This window comes from Saccharothrix sp. CB00851, from assembly GCF_001905065.1.
GTDB lineage: Bacteria > Actinomycetota > Actinomycetes > Mycobacteriales > Pseudonocardiaceae > Actinosynnema.
This window is the reverse complement of record NZ_LWLC01000025.1, coordinates 18,155-33,301: the sequence shown is the minus strand read 5'-3', so window position 1 is coordinate 33,301 and position 15,147 is coordinate 18,155. Positions and strand designations below refer to the sequence as shown.

The 15,147-nt window shown below is 71.6% G+C and carries 18 protein-coding genes and 1 pseudogene; 6 read left to right on the top strand and 13 right to left on the bottom strand.

What is annotated here, in order from left to right:
* Nucleotides 1-78: 78 nt before the first annotated feature.
* From A6A25_RS24500 to mrf, 4 genes are all read right to left on the bottom strand, one after another.
* Nucleotides 79-396, bottom strand: coding sequence for a hypothetical protein (locus tag A6A25_RS24500; protein WP_073893620.1), 318 nt, complete (start codon nucleotides 394-396; stop codon nucleotides 79-81).
* Between the two features lie 297 nt (nucleotides 397-693).
* A complete protein-coding gene (gene rpmF / locus A6A25_RS24495) occupies nucleotides 694-855 on the bottom strand; it encodes a 50S ribosomal protein L32 (protein ID WP_073893618.1) in 162 nt (53 codons plus the stop codon).
* Between the two features lies 1 nt (nucleotide 856).
* Nucleotides 857-1,108 (bottom strand): type B 50S ribosomal protein L31, encoded by a 252-nt coding sequence (locus tag A6A25_RS24490; protein ID WP_073893616.1) that lies wholly within the window; start codon nucleotides 1,106-1,108, stop codon nucleotides 857-859.
* Nucleotides 1,105-2,199 carry a ribosome hibernation factor-recruiting GTPase MRF gene (gene mrf, locus A6A25_RS24485; RefSeq protein ID WP_073893614.1) on the bottom strand — a complete coding sequence of 365 codons (1,095 nt, stop codon included), beginning with the start codon at nucleotides 2,197-2,199 and terminating at the stop codon, nucleotides 1,105-1,107. The genes A6A25_RS24490 and mrf overlap by 4 nt, the downstream gene beginning before the upstream one ends.
* 47 nt (nucleotides 2,200-2,246) lie before the next feature.
* On the opposite strand from mrf, the gene rpmB reads away from it, so the two are divergent.
* The 5 genes and pseudogenes from rpmB to A6A25_RS46675 all read left to right on the top strand — a co-directional run.
* Complete coding sequence (rpmB, locus tag A6A25_RS24480; RefSeq protein ID WP_073893612.1) at nucleotides 2,247-2,486, top strand: 50S ribosomal protein L28; 240 nt, start codon at nucleotides 2,247-2,249, stop codon at nucleotides 2,484-2,486.
* Nucleotides 2,486-2,653 (top strand): 50S ribosomal protein L33, encoded by a 168-nt coding sequence (rpmG, locus tag A6A25_RS24475; RefSeq protein WP_053715063.1) that lies wholly within the window; start codon nucleotides 2,486-2,488, stop codon nucleotides 2,651-2,653. Before rpmB ends, rpmG begins: the two co-directional genes overlap by 1 nt.
* Nucleotides 2,653-2,949 carry a 30S ribosomal protein S14 gene (gene rpsN / locus A6A25_RS24470; RefSeq protein ID WP_073893610.1) on the top strand — a complete coding sequence of 99 codons (297 nt, stop codon included), beginning with the start codon at nucleotides 2,653-2,655 and terminating at the stop codon, nucleotides 2,947-2,949. Before rpmG ends, rpsN begins: the two co-directional genes overlap by 1 nt.
* A gap of 5 nt (nucleotides 2,950-2,954) precedes the next feature.
* Nucleotides 2,955-3,188 carry a 30S ribosomal protein S18 gene (gene rpsR, locus A6A25_RS24465; RefSeq protein ID WP_143193365.1) on the top strand — a complete coding sequence of 78 codons (234 nt, stop codon included), beginning with the start codon at nucleotides 2,955-2,957 and terminating at the stop codon, nucleotides 3,186-3,188.
* A gap of 184 nt (nucleotides 3,189-3,372) precedes the next feature.
* Nucleotides 3,373-3,462, top strand: a pseudogene (locus A6A25_RS46675) (hypothetical protein); the annotation flags it as partial.
* Between the two features lie 484 nt (nucleotides 3,463-3,946).
* Here A6A25_RS46675 and A6A25_RS24455 read toward each other — a convergent pair.
* From A6A25_RS24455 to A6A25_RS24430, 6 genes are read right to left on the bottom strand one after another with little or no spacing between them, the layout of a single operon-like run.
* Nucleotides 3,947-5,557: a choice-of-anchor M domain-containing protein gene (locus A6A25_RS24455; protein ID WP_073893604.1), complete on the bottom strand. Its 1,611-nt coding sequence runs from the start codon at nucleotides 5,555-5,557 to the stop codon at nucleotides 3,947-3,949.
* Entirely contained in the window at nucleotides 5,554-6,882 is a 1,329-nt protein-coding gene (locus A6A25_RS24450; protein WP_073893602.1) for a choice-of-anchor M domain-containing protein, read from the bottom strand. The genes A6A25_RS24455 and A6A25_RS24450 overlap by 4 nt, the downstream gene beginning before the upstream one ends.
* Nucleotides 6,879-7,769 (bottom strand): anchored repeat-type ABC transporter permease subunit, encoded by an 891-nt coding sequence (locus A6A25_RS24445; protein ID WP_073893600.1) that lies wholly within the window; start codon nucleotides 7,767-7,769, stop codon nucleotides 6,879-6,881. Before A6A25_RS24445 ends, A6A25_RS24450 begins: the two co-directional genes overlap by 4 nt.
* Entirely contained in the window at nucleotides 7,766-8,518 is a 753-nt protein-coding gene (locus A6A25_RS24440) for an anchored repeat-type ABC transporter ATP-binding subunit (protein WP_073893598.1), read from the bottom strand. Before A6A25_RS24440 ends, A6A25_RS24445 begins: the two co-directional genes overlap by 4 nt.
* On the bottom strand, nucleotides 8,511-9,302 hold the full coding sequence (locus A6A25_RS24435; RefSeq protein WP_198932845.1) for a choice-of-anchor M domain-containing protein: 792 nt from the start codon (nucleotides 9,300-9,302) through the stop codon (nucleotides 8,511-8,513). Before A6A25_RS24435 ends, A6A25_RS24440 begins: the two co-directional genes overlap by 8 nt.
* Entirely contained in the window at nucleotides 9,290-10,816 is a 1,527-nt protein-coding gene (locus tag A6A25_RS24430; RefSeq protein WP_073893596.1) for an anchored repeat ABC transporter, substrate-binding protein, read from the bottom strand. The genes A6A25_RS24435 and A6A25_RS24430 overlap by 13 nt, the downstream gene beginning before the upstream one ends.
* Before the next feature lie 177 nt (nucleotides 10,817-10,993).
* On the opposite strand from A6A25_RS24430, the gene A6A25_RS24425 reads away from it, so the two are divergent.
* Nucleotides 10,994-11,638: a choice-of-anchor M domain-containing protein gene (locus A6A25_RS24425; RefSeq protein WP_073893594.1), complete on the top strand. Its 645-nt coding sequence runs from the start codon at nucleotides 10,994-10,996 to the stop codon at nucleotides 11,636-11,638.
* 128 nt (nucleotides 11,639-11,766) lie between these two features.
* Here the strand turns inward: A6A25_RS24425 and A6A25_RS24420 are convergent, their stop codons facing one another.
* Genes A6A25_RS24420 through A6A25_RS24410 form a run of 3 tightly spaced genes read right to left on the bottom strand, consistent with a single transcriptional unit; the run spans nucleotide 11,767 to nucleotide 15,141 of the window.
* A complete protein-coding gene (locus tag A6A25_RS24420) occupies nucleotides 11,767-12,777 on the bottom strand; it encodes a sporulation protein (protein WP_073893592.1) in 1,011 nt (336 codons plus the stop codon).
* A gap of 28 nt (nucleotides 12,778-12,805) precedes the next feature.
* Nucleotides 12,806-13,849: a hemolysin family protein gene (locus A6A25_RS24415; RefSeq protein ID WP_073893590.1), complete on the bottom strand. Its 1,044-nt coding sequence runs from the start codon at nucleotides 13,847-13,849 to the stop codon at nucleotides 12,806-12,808.
* Nucleotides 13,846-15,141: a hemolysin family protein gene (locus tag A6A25_RS24410; protein WP_241828889.1), complete on the bottom strand. Its 1,296-nt coding sequence runs from the start codon at nucleotides 15,139-15,141 to the stop codon at nucleotides 13,846-13,848. Before A6A25_RS24410 ends, A6A25_RS24415 begins: the two co-directional genes overlap by 4 nt.
* Between the last annotated feature and the right edge of the window lie 6 nt (nucleotides 15,142-15,147).

The following is a 15,147-nucleotide window of genomic DNA, read 5'->3' as shown; positions in this document are numbered from 1 at the left end:
CGTGACACACGGCCGCCCAGAGCCCGAGCGAACGTAATCAGGCCGTCCGAACCCGTCAACCCCCGAACGTTCGGACGTTCACAGTTGACGGCGACCCCGACCCCGCAGACGAGCGCGGAGCACGGCATACCGGGTGCCGGTGCCCAGGTGCCGCTCCCGGCGGGCCCGCACGCGGCCTTGGCGGGTGGCGTGACGCCCGCGGCCGGACGACGGACCGTGGACGTGCTCGTCGCCCTCGAACATCCGCCGCCGGTCGCGTTCGAGCAGCGAAACGTGGATGCGGACGGGCGCCTTCGGTGTGCGGACGGCGCGCGAACCCAGGTCGCAGAGCGCTTCGGGGTGGATGCCGGAGCCGTCGAGCTCGAAGGGCAGGAAGGTACGGCGGAGGTCGCTCATGGCTGCGGTGGACTCCAGTGCTCGTGCAGGAGGCGTGGTGCGGGTCCATCGCCTCGGAACCAGTGGCGAACGGCCCGCGCCGATCAGGCGGTGCGGGCTTCGAGCGGCACGGCGGAGGGCGGCGGGACGTGAGTCGAACCCGCCGTCAACCTCTCCGAGCGTCACTGGTCACTGCTGCATGGCGGCCATGATGTTCAGCCCGCCGACCGCCGGTCAACGGAATTTCCGGGCGCGAGCGTGATCCGGCGACGTGGAGGAAGCCGGGGATGGGGCCTCCTCCACGCCACGGTCGTCGGATCAGAGCAGTCCGCGGCGGTAGGCGGGCACCAGGCGGCGGGGCACCATCAGCTTGCGGCCGTCCAGAGTGGTCACCGGCACCAGGTCGGGAGCGGTGGCCTTCCACTGGGAGCGGCGGTGGCGGGTGTTGCTGCGGGAGGTCTTGCGCTTGGGGACGGCCATGTCAGCGGTTCCTCTTGCCGTAGCGGCGGTTGAACTTCTCGACGCGGCCGGCGGTGTCCATGACCCGCTGGTTGCCCGTCCAGAACGGGTGGGAGTCGGAGGTGATGTCGACGGTGATGAGCGGGTAGGTGTTGCCGTCCTCCCACTCGACCGTGCGCGTGGACGTGGCCGTGGACCGGGTCAGGAACGCCTTGCCCGTCGCCTGGTCCTGGAAGACCACCGGGTGGTAGTCGGGGTGGATGCCCTGCTTCACAACTCCTCCATCTCGTCGTGCCACTCGGCGAACGGGTCGACGAACTCCAGTTCGTCGGCCAACGCCAGTTCCTCATCGGTCACCAGCGCCTCGCGCAGGGCCGTCGTGATCTCCTCCGGGTCCGCCGAGGCCGTGATGACCACGACTTCCTGCGACCGGTCGCCGAACTCGGCGTCCCACGTCGCGGCGGCGATCGCCCGGCGCTCGGCGGGCACGTCGGACCAGTCCTCCACCGCCGCGAGCCACCCACCGAGGTTGCCGATGTTCAGGCCACCTCCGGCGGACTCCAGCCACAGCGCGACGTCCGGTTGGCTCGCGACCCACACCCGGCCGCGCGTGCGCACGACACCGTCGAGCAGCACGTCGACGGCCCGGTGCAGCCGCATCGGGTGGAACGGGCGCCGCGCGGTGAAGTGCACGACGGACGCGCCGTGCGCCGGTTCCAGCGGCGGCTGACCGGGCAACAACGGCCCGAAGCCGTCGTCGAAACGACCGCGGCGGGAGCCCTCGGGGATCGCGGTCAGCAGTTCGGCCACGTCCAGGGCCTCCCGGCGGCGTCGGGGCGCGAGCGGGTTGAGCCGGTCCAGCACGGCGTCCAGCACCGGGTCGGCACCGGCACCGGTGAGCACGATCGCGTCGGCGAACTCCGCCTGCCCCACGACCACCTGCGCCACCGTGCGGTCATCAGCCTCGGCCGCACCCAGACCGCGGTCGTCCAGCGTGTCGTCACCGGTCGCGTCGGCCAACCACGTCTCCCGGTCCACCACGGTGACCACGGCTTCGACCCGGATGTCCACCTCGCGCAGGGCGAAGCACACCGCTTCCGGCTCCAACGCCGGGTCCAGGTGCACGACCACCCGACCGCCCAGGCGCTCCAGCAGCGGCAGCAGTTCCAGGCGCAGCGTGCACGACACGCACCCGTGCGCGAGTTCCAACACCGTCAGATCGCCGTCCACCCACCGCCGCACTACACCGTGCGCGAGGTCGCGCAGGTCGTGGCGCACCAACACCGAACCCGGCGACGCGCGCCAGACCTCCTCGGCCACGTCGTGCGGCGCGAGCCCGGCCACCAGTAGGACCTCGGTTCCCATGTGGGCTAGCCTAACGGAAACGATTGTCGTTTCACACTGGAGGTAGCGTGTCAGCACGGCACTGCCAGGTCACCGGGCGCAAACCCGGTTTCGGCAAGCAGGTCTCGCACTCCCACCGGCGCACCTCGCGCCGCTGGCTGCCCAACACCCAGCGCCGCCGGTTCTGGCTGGCCTCGGAGAACCGGTACGTGGTGCTGACCCTGTCGACCAAGGGCATCAAGACCGTCGACAAGCGCGGCATCGAGTCCGTGGTCGCCGAGCTGCGCCGCCAGGGGGTGAAGGTCTGATGGCCAAGTCCACCGACGTCCGGCCGATCATCAAGATGAGGTCGACCGCGGGCACCGGCTACACCTACGTCACCCGCAAGAACCGCCGCAACGACCCCGACCGCCTGGTGCTGCGCAAGTTCGACCCCGTCGTGCGCCGCCACGTCGACTTCAAGGAGGAGCGCTGATGGCCAAGAAGTCCAAGATCGCCAAGGACCGGCAGCGACGCGAGGTCGTCGCCCGGTTCGCCGAGCGGCGCCACGAGCTGAAGGAGATCATCCGACTCGACCCCGAGCGCCGCGACGAAGCCCTGCGCGCGCTGCAGAAGCTGCCGCGCGACGCCAGCCCCACCCGGCTGCGCAACCGCGACGCCGTGGACGGCCGCCCCAGGGCGTTCAACCGCGCGTTCGGCCTGTCCCGCATCCGACTCCGCGAGATGGCGCACCGCGGCGAGCTGCCCGGCGTCAACAAGTCGAGCTGGTGAGCCGGATGCCCAGGATCGAACGCGCACCGAAGCGCCGGGCGAACCTCCTGCACAAGGAGGGCATCACCGACGTGGACTGGAAGGACGCGGCACTGCTGCGCAAGTTCATCTCCGACCGCGGCAAGATCCGCTCACGCCGCGTCACCGGCCTGACACCGCAGCAACAGCGTCAGGTCACCACGGCCATCAAGAACGCCCGCGAGATGGCCCTGCTGCCCTACCCCAGCCAGGGACGCTGACCGGACGGGCCGCCACTTCCCGGCGGCCCGTCCCCGCAGCGGGGACGACGGGGCAGGCCAGGCACCGCGATCACGACCAGCATCACTATTGAGAACGGTTACCAGATGCGGTTACGCTCTCGCGGCCCTCTGCTCCCTACGCTCTCGCGGCCCCGTGCTCCCGGAGTGATCGGTTTCGTCATCGCTGTTCGTCCGCGGTCGTCCGCGCGCCGGGCTCTCCGCCGGACTCGACACGGTCGTCGGTGAGGCCGGCGCGGGCCTGGCCGGTGGCCAGCGGGCACGGGTGGCCGTCGCCCGCACGCTGCCGGTCGACCCCCGCGTGCTCATCCTGGACGTCGACCCCGCGTGCTCATCCTGGACGAGGCCACCGCCAACCTCGACCCCGACGCCGCCATCACCGCCGCGCTCACCTCGGCAGGTGACCACGTCGGTGTCCTGGTCATCGCCCACCGCCCCGCCACCCTGCCCCGCCACCCTCGCCCGCTGCGAGCGGATCATCGACCTGCGCGAGGTGCAGCGCACTCGGTGACCCGTGGTCGAGCGGCGACGTACCCGGCGGACACCGGAACCGGCTGGGGCTCGGCCGAAGTCGACGGTTCGGGTGCCGCGCCGCCGCCTCCTTCTTTCCCGGCAACGAAATCGTCGGCAGAAAAGTTGCCGGAGTTGATCGCTCGACCGGGTGAATCCCGGAGGCCGGCAGTGGGTCGCCGAGCGCGTCGAGCGCGTCGATGGGCCAAGGCCTCGTGCCTTCTCCCGCGTCAGCTTACTCGCTTGCGGCGGGCTAGGAGCACCGTGACGAGGCCGGCGGCGGTGAGCAGCAGAGCGAGCAGCACGGCCGTGCCCGCTGAACCGACGCCGGTGGAAGCCAGGCCGGTCTTCGGTGCGGCGGCCACCAGTGACGTGGTCGAAGTCGGGCCGGTGGCGGTGGCCGTGGTGGCAGAGGTCGTGGTCGGGGGTGTGCAGGCGCCGTTGGCGGTGGGGTCGACGTCGCCGACGGCGATGGTGAACACGTCGCTGTCGGTGACCGTGCGGCCGTCGGCGAGGGTGGCGGTGACCTCGATGGTGATCCGGTAGGTGCCCTCCGCGCCGAAGCCCCAGTTGGCGTGCGCGTGGGTGCCGAGCGGGACGGCGGTGGTGTCGGGCAGGCCGTCGCCGGAGTCGACCAGCACGACCGGTGCGATGCCGGTGAGGAAGATGCCCAGGCGGCCGGGACCGTCCACGGCGGTCATGCGAAGGTCTACGCCGCCGGTGACGTCCTGCGGGCTCAGCGACTCGGTGTTCCAGCCGGCCCACACGATGCCGGGGATCTGGGTCTGCGGGATGAGCCAGACCGGTGCGCCCGGCGTGCCCAGGAACGAGTAGGCGGGATCGGTGGGCACGGTGTTGCGCGCGGCGGGGACCAGGTGCAGCACGACGTCGGCCGGGTCGCGCCACACGGCCCGGTCGGGACCGGCGGTGCCGTCCTTGACCTGGGTGGTCAGGGTGCCGTCGAGCAGCCGTGGGGCGATGAGGTCCACGTGGCCGTCGTTGAGGACCACGCACGACGTGGGCGGCGCGGTTGTTGTCGTCGTCGTGCCCGTGGTGGTGGTGGTGGTGGTCGTCGTCGTCGTGGTGGTCGTTGTTGTCGTAGTCGTGGTGGTCGTCGTCGAGGGACCGGTCCCGGTGCCGGGCTTCACGGTGGTGGGGTCGACCGCGCCGACGGCGATGGCGTAGGTCGTGGTGTCGCTCAGCGGCGTCCCGTCAGGGGTGGTGGCCGTGACGGTGAAGGTGAGCCGGTAGACGCCCTCGGCGGAGAACGTCCAGTTGGCGTGCGCGTGGGTGCCGATCACCAGCGGGTACTGCTGCGGCAGCGGGTTCGCGGTGTCGAACACGCGCGGCAGCGGTTCGCCGACCGGTCCGCTCTGGAACACGGTGAGCTTGCCGGGCGCGGCGCTGTCGGGCAGGTCGCCGCCGATCGCGTCGAGGGTCCAGCGCACCGAGTCCGGGTCGACCTGGTCGTCGGTCAGGGACTCGGTGTTCCAGCCCGCCCAGACCACGTTCGGGTCCTGGATCTCGGGGATGAGCCACAGGTCGCTGCCCACCGGGCCGAGGAAGGCGTAGTCGGGGAGCTCGGGCACCTGGATGCGCGACTCGGGCTTGACGTGCGTGACGACCTGTTCGGGATCGCGGACGGTCGGTGGCGTGGTGTTGCCGTCCTTGTAGCGGATGTCCAGCACGCCGTCGGTGATGACCGGTGCGAGCAGGTCCACGTGCCCCACGTCCACGACGGTCGTGGAGTCCTGGGCGAGGGCCGGTGCGAGGGACAGCGCGGCGAGGGCGGTGACCGCGAGCGCGGCCGCGGCGGCTCTCACGCGGGTCGGGGTGGTCACGGGGTCTCCTTGGCGGGGCGGCGGCGGGCGAGCACGAGGGCGGCGGTGCCCGTCGCGACCAGGACGAGCGCGAGACCGGCGGTGGCGGGCAGCGCTTCGGGCCCGGTGGAGGCCAGGCGGTTGGGCGTGCCGGTCTGTCGGCCGGTGTTGCCCGGCTGCTGCTGGGCCGGGGCACCGGTGCCGTCACCGACGACGAAGGTGAGGGTCTCGGTGTCGGTCAGCGTGGCGCCGTTCGCACCGGTCGCCGTGACGGCGAAGGTGAGCCGGTAGCGGCCGGGTTCGGCGAACGCCCAGTTGGCGTGGGCGTGGGTGCCCAGCGGGACGGACAGGGTGTCGGGCAGCCCGTCGGTGCTGTTGAAGATGACTTGCGGTGCGCCGAACGAGCCGGTGGTGAACAGGCCGAACGGTCCGGGTCCGTCGACCGCGGTCAGCGTCCACGTCACCGGGCCGGCGACGTCCGCCGGGCGCAGTTCCTCGGTGTTCCAGCCCGTCCACAGCAGGTCCGCGCTCTGGGTCTGCGGGAGCAGGAAGATCTGCTTGCCCGCACCGCCGAGGAAGGACAGCGCCGGTTGCGCCGGGAGTTCGGTGCGGGCGGCGGCCGTGACGCGGAACTCGACGTCGGCGGGTTCGCGCCAGGTCGTGACGCCGGTGGCGGTGCCGTCCTTGACCTGGACGTGCAGGCCGTCCGGGAGCAGGCGGGGGGCGACGGCGTCCACGTGGCCGCGCTCCAGGGTCACCCGACCGGTGGCGGTGGGCTCCTGCGCGACGGCGGCGACCTGCGGTTGTGGTGCGGCGAGTGCCGGGAGTTGCGGGAGCGCCCGGGGTTCGACGGCGACCTCGGGCCGGACCACCTCCGGCCGGGCCACCTCGGTGACGACCAGCCGGTAGTCGCGCTCGACGGCCAGCGGCCGGCCGTCGAGCGCGTGGGCCGAGGCTTCGACGTGGAGCAGGTGCTCGCCCGGAGCAGGCACGTCGACGCTCAACGTTCCACTCGCGGCGACGGGGACCGTGACCGGCTCGCCGTGGGGCGTCTCCACTTCGGACGCGGTGAGGAAGACGCGCAGTTCGACCCGGTCGCCGAACACGGAGCCGGGTTCGATGGCGGTGGTGTCCCAGGTCAGCTCCACCCGTGCGGCCTCGGCGGTGACCGCCAGGGCGTCGGGCGGCGCGTCCAACTCCAGGGAGCCGGCTTCCACGTCCAGCACGGCGTCCGCGGTGGGCACGTCGGGCGGGGTGCTCGGTTCGGGTTCGGCAATCGCGGCGGGCGCGGTCATCAGCAGTGCGGCGGCCACGCCGAGCAGCGCGCCGGTCCGGTTCGGGGTCACGACTTCTCCTCGGCGAGCACGGCGGGCGTGGCGGTGGCGGCGGTGCCGCGGGTTCGGGTGAGCAGGCCGTGGCGGGGTGCGAACAGCCAGCACAGCAGGAAGATCGCGGTGAGGGTCAGCACGATCAGGCCGCCGGCGGCCAGGTCCAACGCGTAGGACAGGTACAGGCCCATCACGCTGCCGCCCGCGCCGATCAACGGTGCCAGCAGCATCATGGCGCCGAGGCGGTCGGTGAGCAGGCGGGCCGCGGCAGCCGGGGTGACCAGCAGGGCGAGCACCAGGATGTTGCCCACGGCCTGCAACGAGATGACGATGGCCAGGGTCACCATCACGTGCAGCACCACGTCCAGCCAGAACACCGGCAGACCCACCGCGCGAGCCTGTTCGCGGTCCAGCGTCGCGGCCACGAACCGGCTGTTGAACAGCGCCGTGCACAGCAGCACTCCCGCGCCGATCACCGCCACCGACACCACGTCGGAGTCGCTGATGCCCAGGATCGACCCGAACAGGAACGACTCCAGCGACCCGCCGTAGCCGGGCGCGGTGCTGAGGATGACGATGCCCAGGCCGAACGAGGCGGCGAAGAAGATCCCGATGACCGAGTCCTCCTTGAGCCTGCGGTTCTGCGTGAACACCGCGATGAGCAGCGCGGTGATCACGCCCGCGACCGCGCCGCCGAGCACCAGGTTCGAGCCGAGCACGAACGCGACCGCGATTCCGGGGAAGACCGCGTGCGAGACGGCGTCGCCGATGAACGCCATGCCGCGCAGCACCACGTGGCTGCCGATCACCCCGCAGACCAACCCCGACATCAACGCCACCAGCAGCGCACGCCGCCAGAAGTCGTACTCCCACGGCGCGGTCAGGAACTCCAAGGCCGCGCTCACCCGGTCACCCCCAACGCCTTGAGCAGCTGCTCGGCCCGGTCCAGGCCGAAGGTGCGCAGCCAGATGTCGGTGTCGGCCAGCGCCGCGGGCTCGTCGTCGGCCACGACCGTGCGGTTGAGCAGGCACAGCCGGCTGCACAGCGCGGTGGCGGCGGCGAGGTCGTGGGTGGTCATGAGCACCGCCACGCCTTCGTCGCGCAGTTCGGCCAGCAACGCGCTCAGCAACTCCTGCGTGGGTGCGTCGATACCGGTGAACGGCTCGTCCAGCAGCAGCACCCGCGGCCGCAGGGCCAGTGCCCGCGCGACCAGCACCCGTTGCCGCTGACCGCCCGACAGCTCGCCGACCGGTCGGGTCCGCAGCTCCGCCATGCCGACGCGGCCCAGGGCATCGGCGACGGCTTCGCGGTCCTGTGCGGTGCGGCGGCGCAGCAAGCCGGTCAGGTGGGTGCGGCCGGTGGCGACCGCGCCCTCGACCGTGATGGGGAAGTCCCAGGCGAACTCGTGGCGTTGCGGCACGTAACCCAGCGTTCCCTGCGCTTGGCGCGGGGTACGGCCGCTGACGACGACCGTGCCCCGGTGGACCGGGACGAGGCCGAGCGCGGTGCGCAGCAACGTCGTCTTGCCCGCGCCGTTGGGACCGATCAAGCCGACCAGCTCGCCGGACCGCAGTCGGAAGTCCACATCGGACAGCACTTCGCGTCCGCCCAGGTGCACGGTCACGCCGGTGATGTCCAGCGCCGGGTCAGTCATGAGTCCTCCGGTGGGAACGGGCGACGAGTGCTGCCGCCACGCCGGCCACGAGCACGCCACCGACCGCGATCCACAGCCAAGGCGGGCCGTCGGCGGGCGGTGCCGGTGTCGTGGCGGACGGCGGTGCGCCGGGCTCGGTGGTGAACGCCGTCGCCGGATCGCCCGGCCCGACGTGCACCTGCAGCGTCGCGCGGTCCGCGCGGCCGTCGGCGGTGGCCATCTCCACGTCCAGCGAGTAGGCGCCGGGTGCGGTGAACACCCAGTTGCCGTGCACGTGGGTGCCCGCCTCGACGCCGGTCTCCTGCGGGTAGGGGCGGTCACTGCTGAAGATGGTCTCCGGCGCGCCGAAGTTGCCGGTGAGGAACAGCTCGAAGCGACCGGGGCCTTCGACGCCGTGCAGGCGCCAGTCCACCTCCCGGCCGACGACCTCGGCGATGCTGGGGTCCTGGGTGTTCCACCCCGGCCACACCACCCGCTGGTCCTGGACCTGCGGCAGCACCCAGACGTCGGCGCCGGGCTCGCCGAGGAACGCGTACGCGGGGTCGTCGGGCACGGTGGTCTTCGCCGCATCCACTACCTGGAGCACCACGTGCGCGGGCTCGCGCCACACCGGACCGTCACCGGTGTCGTCACGGATCTGGAGGGTCCACCGACCGTCGACCAGCCGCGGACCGAGGTCCACGTGGCCGTCGGCGATGACGACCGGCGCGTCGGCGTGCGCGGCCGGTGGGACGAGCAGGAGCGCGGCGGCGGTCGCGAGCACGACCCGGATCAGGCGAGGCACCGGGCGATCTCCTCCGCGTTGTGGCGCATCATGTCCGCGTAGTTGCGGGTGCGTTCGTCGAAGGAGTCGCCGTAGAGCAGGCACACCTGGACGCCCTGGTCGCGGGCGACCTGGGTGAGCACCGAGCCGCGCTGGGCGAGGTTGGGTTCCATGAACACGGCGGGCACTTTCAGGTTGCGGATGGTCTCGGTCAGCTTGCGCACGTCCTCGACGCTGGGTTCCTGCGCGGGGTTGGGCACCACGAACCCGGCCACGGTCAGGTCGTAGGCGCTGGCGAAGTAGCCGAAACCGTCGTGCGTGGTGACCAGGTGGCGACGGTTGCGGGGCACGGCCGACACGGTCTCGCGGACCCGCTTGTCGAGTTCGTCGAGCCGGGCGAGGTACTCGCGGGCGTTGCGGTCGTAGTCCGCCGCACCTGCCGGGTCGGCGGTGCGCAGGGTGTCGCGGATCAGCTCGGCGTAGGCACGGCCGTTGCGCACGTCCTGCCACAGGTGCGGGTCGATCTCGCCGTGCACGTGCTTGCCCAGCACCGCTTGCGGCAGCTGGTGCACCGACGCGCCGCCCGCGCCCAGGAACGCGAACCGGGCGTCGTCCGGCACCGTCGTGATCGCCTTGTTCGGCACCTCGATGACGGCCTCCGAAGCGGGCACGACCTCTTGGGTGGTGCCGCCGGCGCGGTCGTTGAACGTGTACAGCTCACCGGTGTCCAGGTCGACCGTCAGGTCCGTGTGCCCCTCGTTGAGCACGGTCTTCGCGATACCGGTCGGGTCGACGCCCACCGCGAACGTGAACGTGCTCTCCCCCAGCGGCACCTGGTCACCACCGTTGGCCAGCGACGCGCGCAGCGTCAACCGGTAGGTGCCGGGTGCGGTGAACGCCCAGTTGAGGTGCGTGTGCGCGGCGGGCGGCAGCGTGGTGGAGTCCACATCGGACACACCGTCGCCGGAGTCGAAGTACACCACCGGCTTGCCCAACGACTCGGTCAGGTAGGCCACGAGCTTGCCCGGCCCCTGCACCGCGGTCGCGGTCAGCCGCACCTCCGACGTGCGGGTGGCCCCGCGCTGCTTGCCGTCGCCGCGCACGCGCAGCCCCAGCCACAGCACGTCCAGGCCCACGTTCTCCACCAACGGGATCACGTGCGCGCCATAGGTTTCCGACGCCTCGGCCAGCGAGACGTTCGGCGTGCCCTCGCGGGCGTTGGCGTCGATCGCCTTGATCAGCCGCTGTTCTTCCAGCAGCAGGTGGTTGGTGAACGTGACGTCCGCCGCGGCGACCTTCTTCGCGTCGGCCGGGGTCGGCTCGTAGGAGTGCGGGTCACCACCGGGCGGCACCAGCGAGTCGACCCGGACGCGGTCTCCCCCGACGTTGCGCACCAGGTCGGCGAGGATTTCGGTGGTGGCGACCACGGACAGGCCGTCGCCATCCCGTTGGCCCCCTGCCGAGGTGCACGCGGTCACGGCGAGCAGAACCGCGCACAGGGACGCGGCGGCCCGTGAGGGCGCACGCACTCGCATGTGTTCTCGAACCTCCAGACACCCGTCACCCGACCGGTGGGTGCACCGCGAACCTATTCCGAACGACAACCGTTTTCAATAGACCATCCGGCCGATGTTGACAATGATTGCCATGTGCAACGCTCCACTCGTGGTCCTACCGGACCGCGCCAACCGCACGATTGGAGTGCACCCACCTTGCGCACCACCGCACGCATCGCCCTGCTCATGGCAGCGGTGACCGGTCTGTCCGGCCTCGCCGCCGCACCCGCGACGGCCGCACCGGTCGTCACGCTCGACACCGGCCACGTCGACGTCTTCGGCGTCGCCTACGAGGACGGCGAGTTCCACCTGCACGTCCACGACGAGGCCTCCGAGGCCGAGTACGAACCCTCCGACGTCCTGCTGGGCGTCAAGTCCGCGGCGAAGACCACCGTCCCCGCCGACCCCGCCTACGCCTTCCTCGGCGCACCCGGCGCCCCGGTCTGGGTGCTGCCCGAGGTCGAGGACCCGAACCTGCTGTGGCCCGGCATCGCCGCCGAGGAGGTCGAGCCCGGCGTGTTCGCCGACGGCTCGCTACGCCTGCGCGTGGTGAACGTCTGCGGGCCCGACGACTTCAGCATCTTCACCACCGACGCGGTCGGCGCGCCGAACGTGCTGGCCGACAGCGGCAACGGCCTGCCCGACCGCATCGACCTGACCCCCGGCGGCCACCTGCACGCCAACTGGGCGTTCGAGGCGGCGGGCACCTACACCGCCGTCTTCGAGGTCACCGCCACCAAGGCCGCCGGGGGCGCGGTCACCACCGGCCAGAAGACCTACACCTTCACCGTGCAGCCCTGACGGTCACGGCGGAGTCCGCCTGCGCCGTGACGCCGCTCGGCGTCGGGTAGTCGCACAACGCGCGAAGGCCGTGGCACCTCGTGGTGCCACGGCCTCGTGCTGCTCGTGCGGTCAGTCGACCGAGGTGCTCACTCCTCGAAGCCCATGTCCATGCCGCCGTCGTCCTCGAAGACCTCTTCCACGATCTCGCCCATCACCATGCCGCCGACCACACCGGCCGCGACACCACCGACCACGGCGCCCATGCCGGGACCGCGGTGGTGCCCGTGGCGGTGGTCGTCGTCGTAGTGGCCGTGGTGCCCGTAACCGGGCTGGCCGTAACCGGGCTGGCCGTAGCCGGGTGCGTGACCACCGAAGGCCGAGTGGCCGCCGCGTTCGGCGATCTGGGCCATCCACTGGTTGATGGCACCGACCCAGTCGGTGTTCATCGCGTCGGCGTGCGACACGTGGAAGCGACCGAAGGCGTCGGAGCCGGAGGAGAACATGCCGCCGCGCTTGTCGGCTTCCAGCACCACCACCAGCTCGTGCGGGTTGGTGACGAAGGTCAGCTCCACCTGGTTGACCCGGCCCGCGAACTGGGCGGGCGGGAAGAACTCGATCTCCTGGTAGAAGCCCAGTTCCTGGTGGACGCCGTGGATGCGGCCGGCTTCGACGTCGGCGCTGCGGAACTGGAAGCCCAGCTGCCCGAACGCGTCCAGCACCCGGTCCTGCGACGGCAGCGGGCCGACGAGCACGGGGTCGAGGTCGCCCTTGTCCGGGGCGCCGGAGATGACCAGCTCGGTGCGCACGCCGACGGTCATGCCGGGCAGCTGCCGCCCGCCCACGGCGGTGATCGGCGTCTCCCACGGGATCGGGAGCTGGAACGGCACCGCCATCGGCTGACCGGCGGGCACCCGCACGCCCTGGGCGACGACGACGCGCAGGAACTCCGACACGCCGGCGAACTCGTGGTCGCCGTGCTCGACCTCGACGCGCGTCACCAGCGACAGCACGATCTGGTCGATGTTGGCGTCGTTGCTACCGCCCTGGATGCGGACCTGGCCGGTGATCACCTGGCCGGGTGTGGCGTGCGGGGTGTCCAGGACGGTGTCGACGGACGGTCCGCCGACGCCGAACGCGCTGAGCATCCGTTTGAACATCTGTGCTTCCTCCGGGAGGGGTGGTTGTTCACGTGCGGAGCAAGGTGTCGGTCTCGTCCTCGAAGTCGCCGATCAGCTCTTCGAGGAGGTCTTCCAACGCGGCGATGCCGATCACACGGTCCTCCGGGTCGGACACCAGCGCCAGTTGGGCGCGTTCGGCGCGCATCGCGGTGACCGCGCCGGCGACCGGCATGGCGGCGGGCAGCGTCACCGCGGGCGCCATCAGTTCCCGGGCGGTCGTGCGACGCCCCTGGGCGATGGCGCGCACCGCGTCACGGATGTGGACCAGGCCGAGGAACCGACCGTCCACGTCCATCACCGGGAACCGGGAACGCCCCGACTCACGGCTTCGCCGTTCGATGGCGAGTGCGCTGCTGTGCACCGACACGCTCAGCGTGTCCTCGATGGGCACCATGACCTGCGCGACGGTGGTGTTCTGCAGTTGCAGCATCCGGGTCAGCAACCTCTGCTGCCCCTCCGGGATCAGGCCGTGCTCGGCGGACTGGCGCACCAGCATCCGCAGGTCGTCGGGCCGGTGGGCCTGGGCCAGCTCGTCCTGCGGCTCGACCTTGCCCAGCCGCAGCAACGCGTTCGTGGTGCGGTTGAGTCCACTGAGGAGCCAGCGGACGGAGTGGGCGAACGCGCGGAACGGCAGCGCCAGCAGGACCGCGGAGCGCTCGGGGTGGCTGATCGCCCACGACTTCGGGGCCATCTCGCCCACGACCATGTGCAGGAACACCACCAGCACCAGGCTGAGCGTGAACGCGATCCCGTAGGACACCCCCGAGGGCAGGCCGGTGGCCAGCAGCAGCGGGTCGACCAGGTCGGCCACCGCGGGCTTGGCCAGCGCACCCAACCCCAGCGTGCACAGCGTGATGCCCAGCTGCGCCCCGGCGAGCATCAACGACAGCTCGCGGATACCGGCCACGGCCGCGCGGGCGGCGCGGCTGGTCTCGGCGTCCTGCTCCAAGCGGTGCCGCTTGGCGGCGATGAGCGCGAACTCGGCGGCCACGAAGAACGCGTTGGCCACCAGCAACACCAGGGAGATCAGCAACGACCAGGTGGTGCTCATCGGGCGTCCTCCCGGACCGCCGTGGCCGAGGCCAGCACGACGGACGAGGGCACGTTGCGCGCGACCTCGGTCACCCGCACCGACACGCCGTCGAAGCTGATCTCGTCGTCGACCCGGGCGGTCCGTCCCAGCCGGCTCAGCACCAGCCCGGACACGGTGTCGTAGAGGTCGTGCTCGGGCAGCTCCACGCCGGTGGCGTCGGCGATCTCGTCCACCCGCATCCGGCCGGGCACCCGCCACACCCCCTCGGCCAACGGCTCGATGACGGCCTCGACCACGTCGTCCTCGTCGTGGATCTCCCCGACCAGCTCCTCGGCCAGGTCCTCCAGCGACACGACACCGGCGAACCCGCCGAACTCGTCCACCACGCACGCCAACTGCCGCCGTTCGCTGCGCAGCCGTTCCAGCACGGCGGGCAGCGGCAGCGTGGCGGGCACCACCAACGCGGGTGAGGCGACGTCACCGATCGGGGTCACCGAGCGCTTGTCGGGTTCGACGGTCAGCACCTCGGCCAACCCGACGACGCCCCGCAGGTCGTCCAGGTCGTCACCGAAGACGGGGAACCGCGAGTGACCGGTGTCCAGCAGCTCCACCACGCGGGCGACCGGCTCGTCGGCGCGCACCGAGTGCACCACCACCCGCGGGGACATGGCCTGCTCGGCGACCAGCTCCCGGAAGCCCAGTCCGCGTTCCAGCAGGTGCGACAGCTCCGGGTTCAGGTGACCCTCGCTGCTCGCGTCGCCGATGATCTGCTTGAGGTCCTCCGGCGTGGCACCCTGCGGCAACTCCTCCACCGGCTCGATCCCGACCGCGCGCAGCATGCGGTTGGCCGTCGCGTCGAACAGCCGGATCACCGGACCGGCGATCTTGAGGTAGACCAGGGTGGAGGCGCTCAACGCCTTGGCCAGCGGCTCCGGTCGGGCGATGGCGAAGTTCTTGGGCAACAGCTCGCCCAGCACCATCTGCACCACCGTGGCGAACACCAGCGCGAGCACCATCGACAGCGACACCGACACCGCGGTCGACAGACCGGTCAACCCGAGCAGGTCGGCCAGCCCGGTGCCGAGCAGCGGCTCGGCCACGTAACCCGCGAGCAGCGCGGTCACCGTGATGCCGAACTGGGCGCCGGAGAGCATGAACGACAACTTCTGCGTGACCCGCAGTGCCCGGCCCGCGGCCTTGTCGCCGCCCTCGGCCATCTGCCGCAGCCGACCCCGGTCCACCGCCATGTAGGCGAACTCCTGGGCCACGAAGTACCCCGTGGCCACGGTGAGGGCCACGATCGCGAGCAAGCCGGC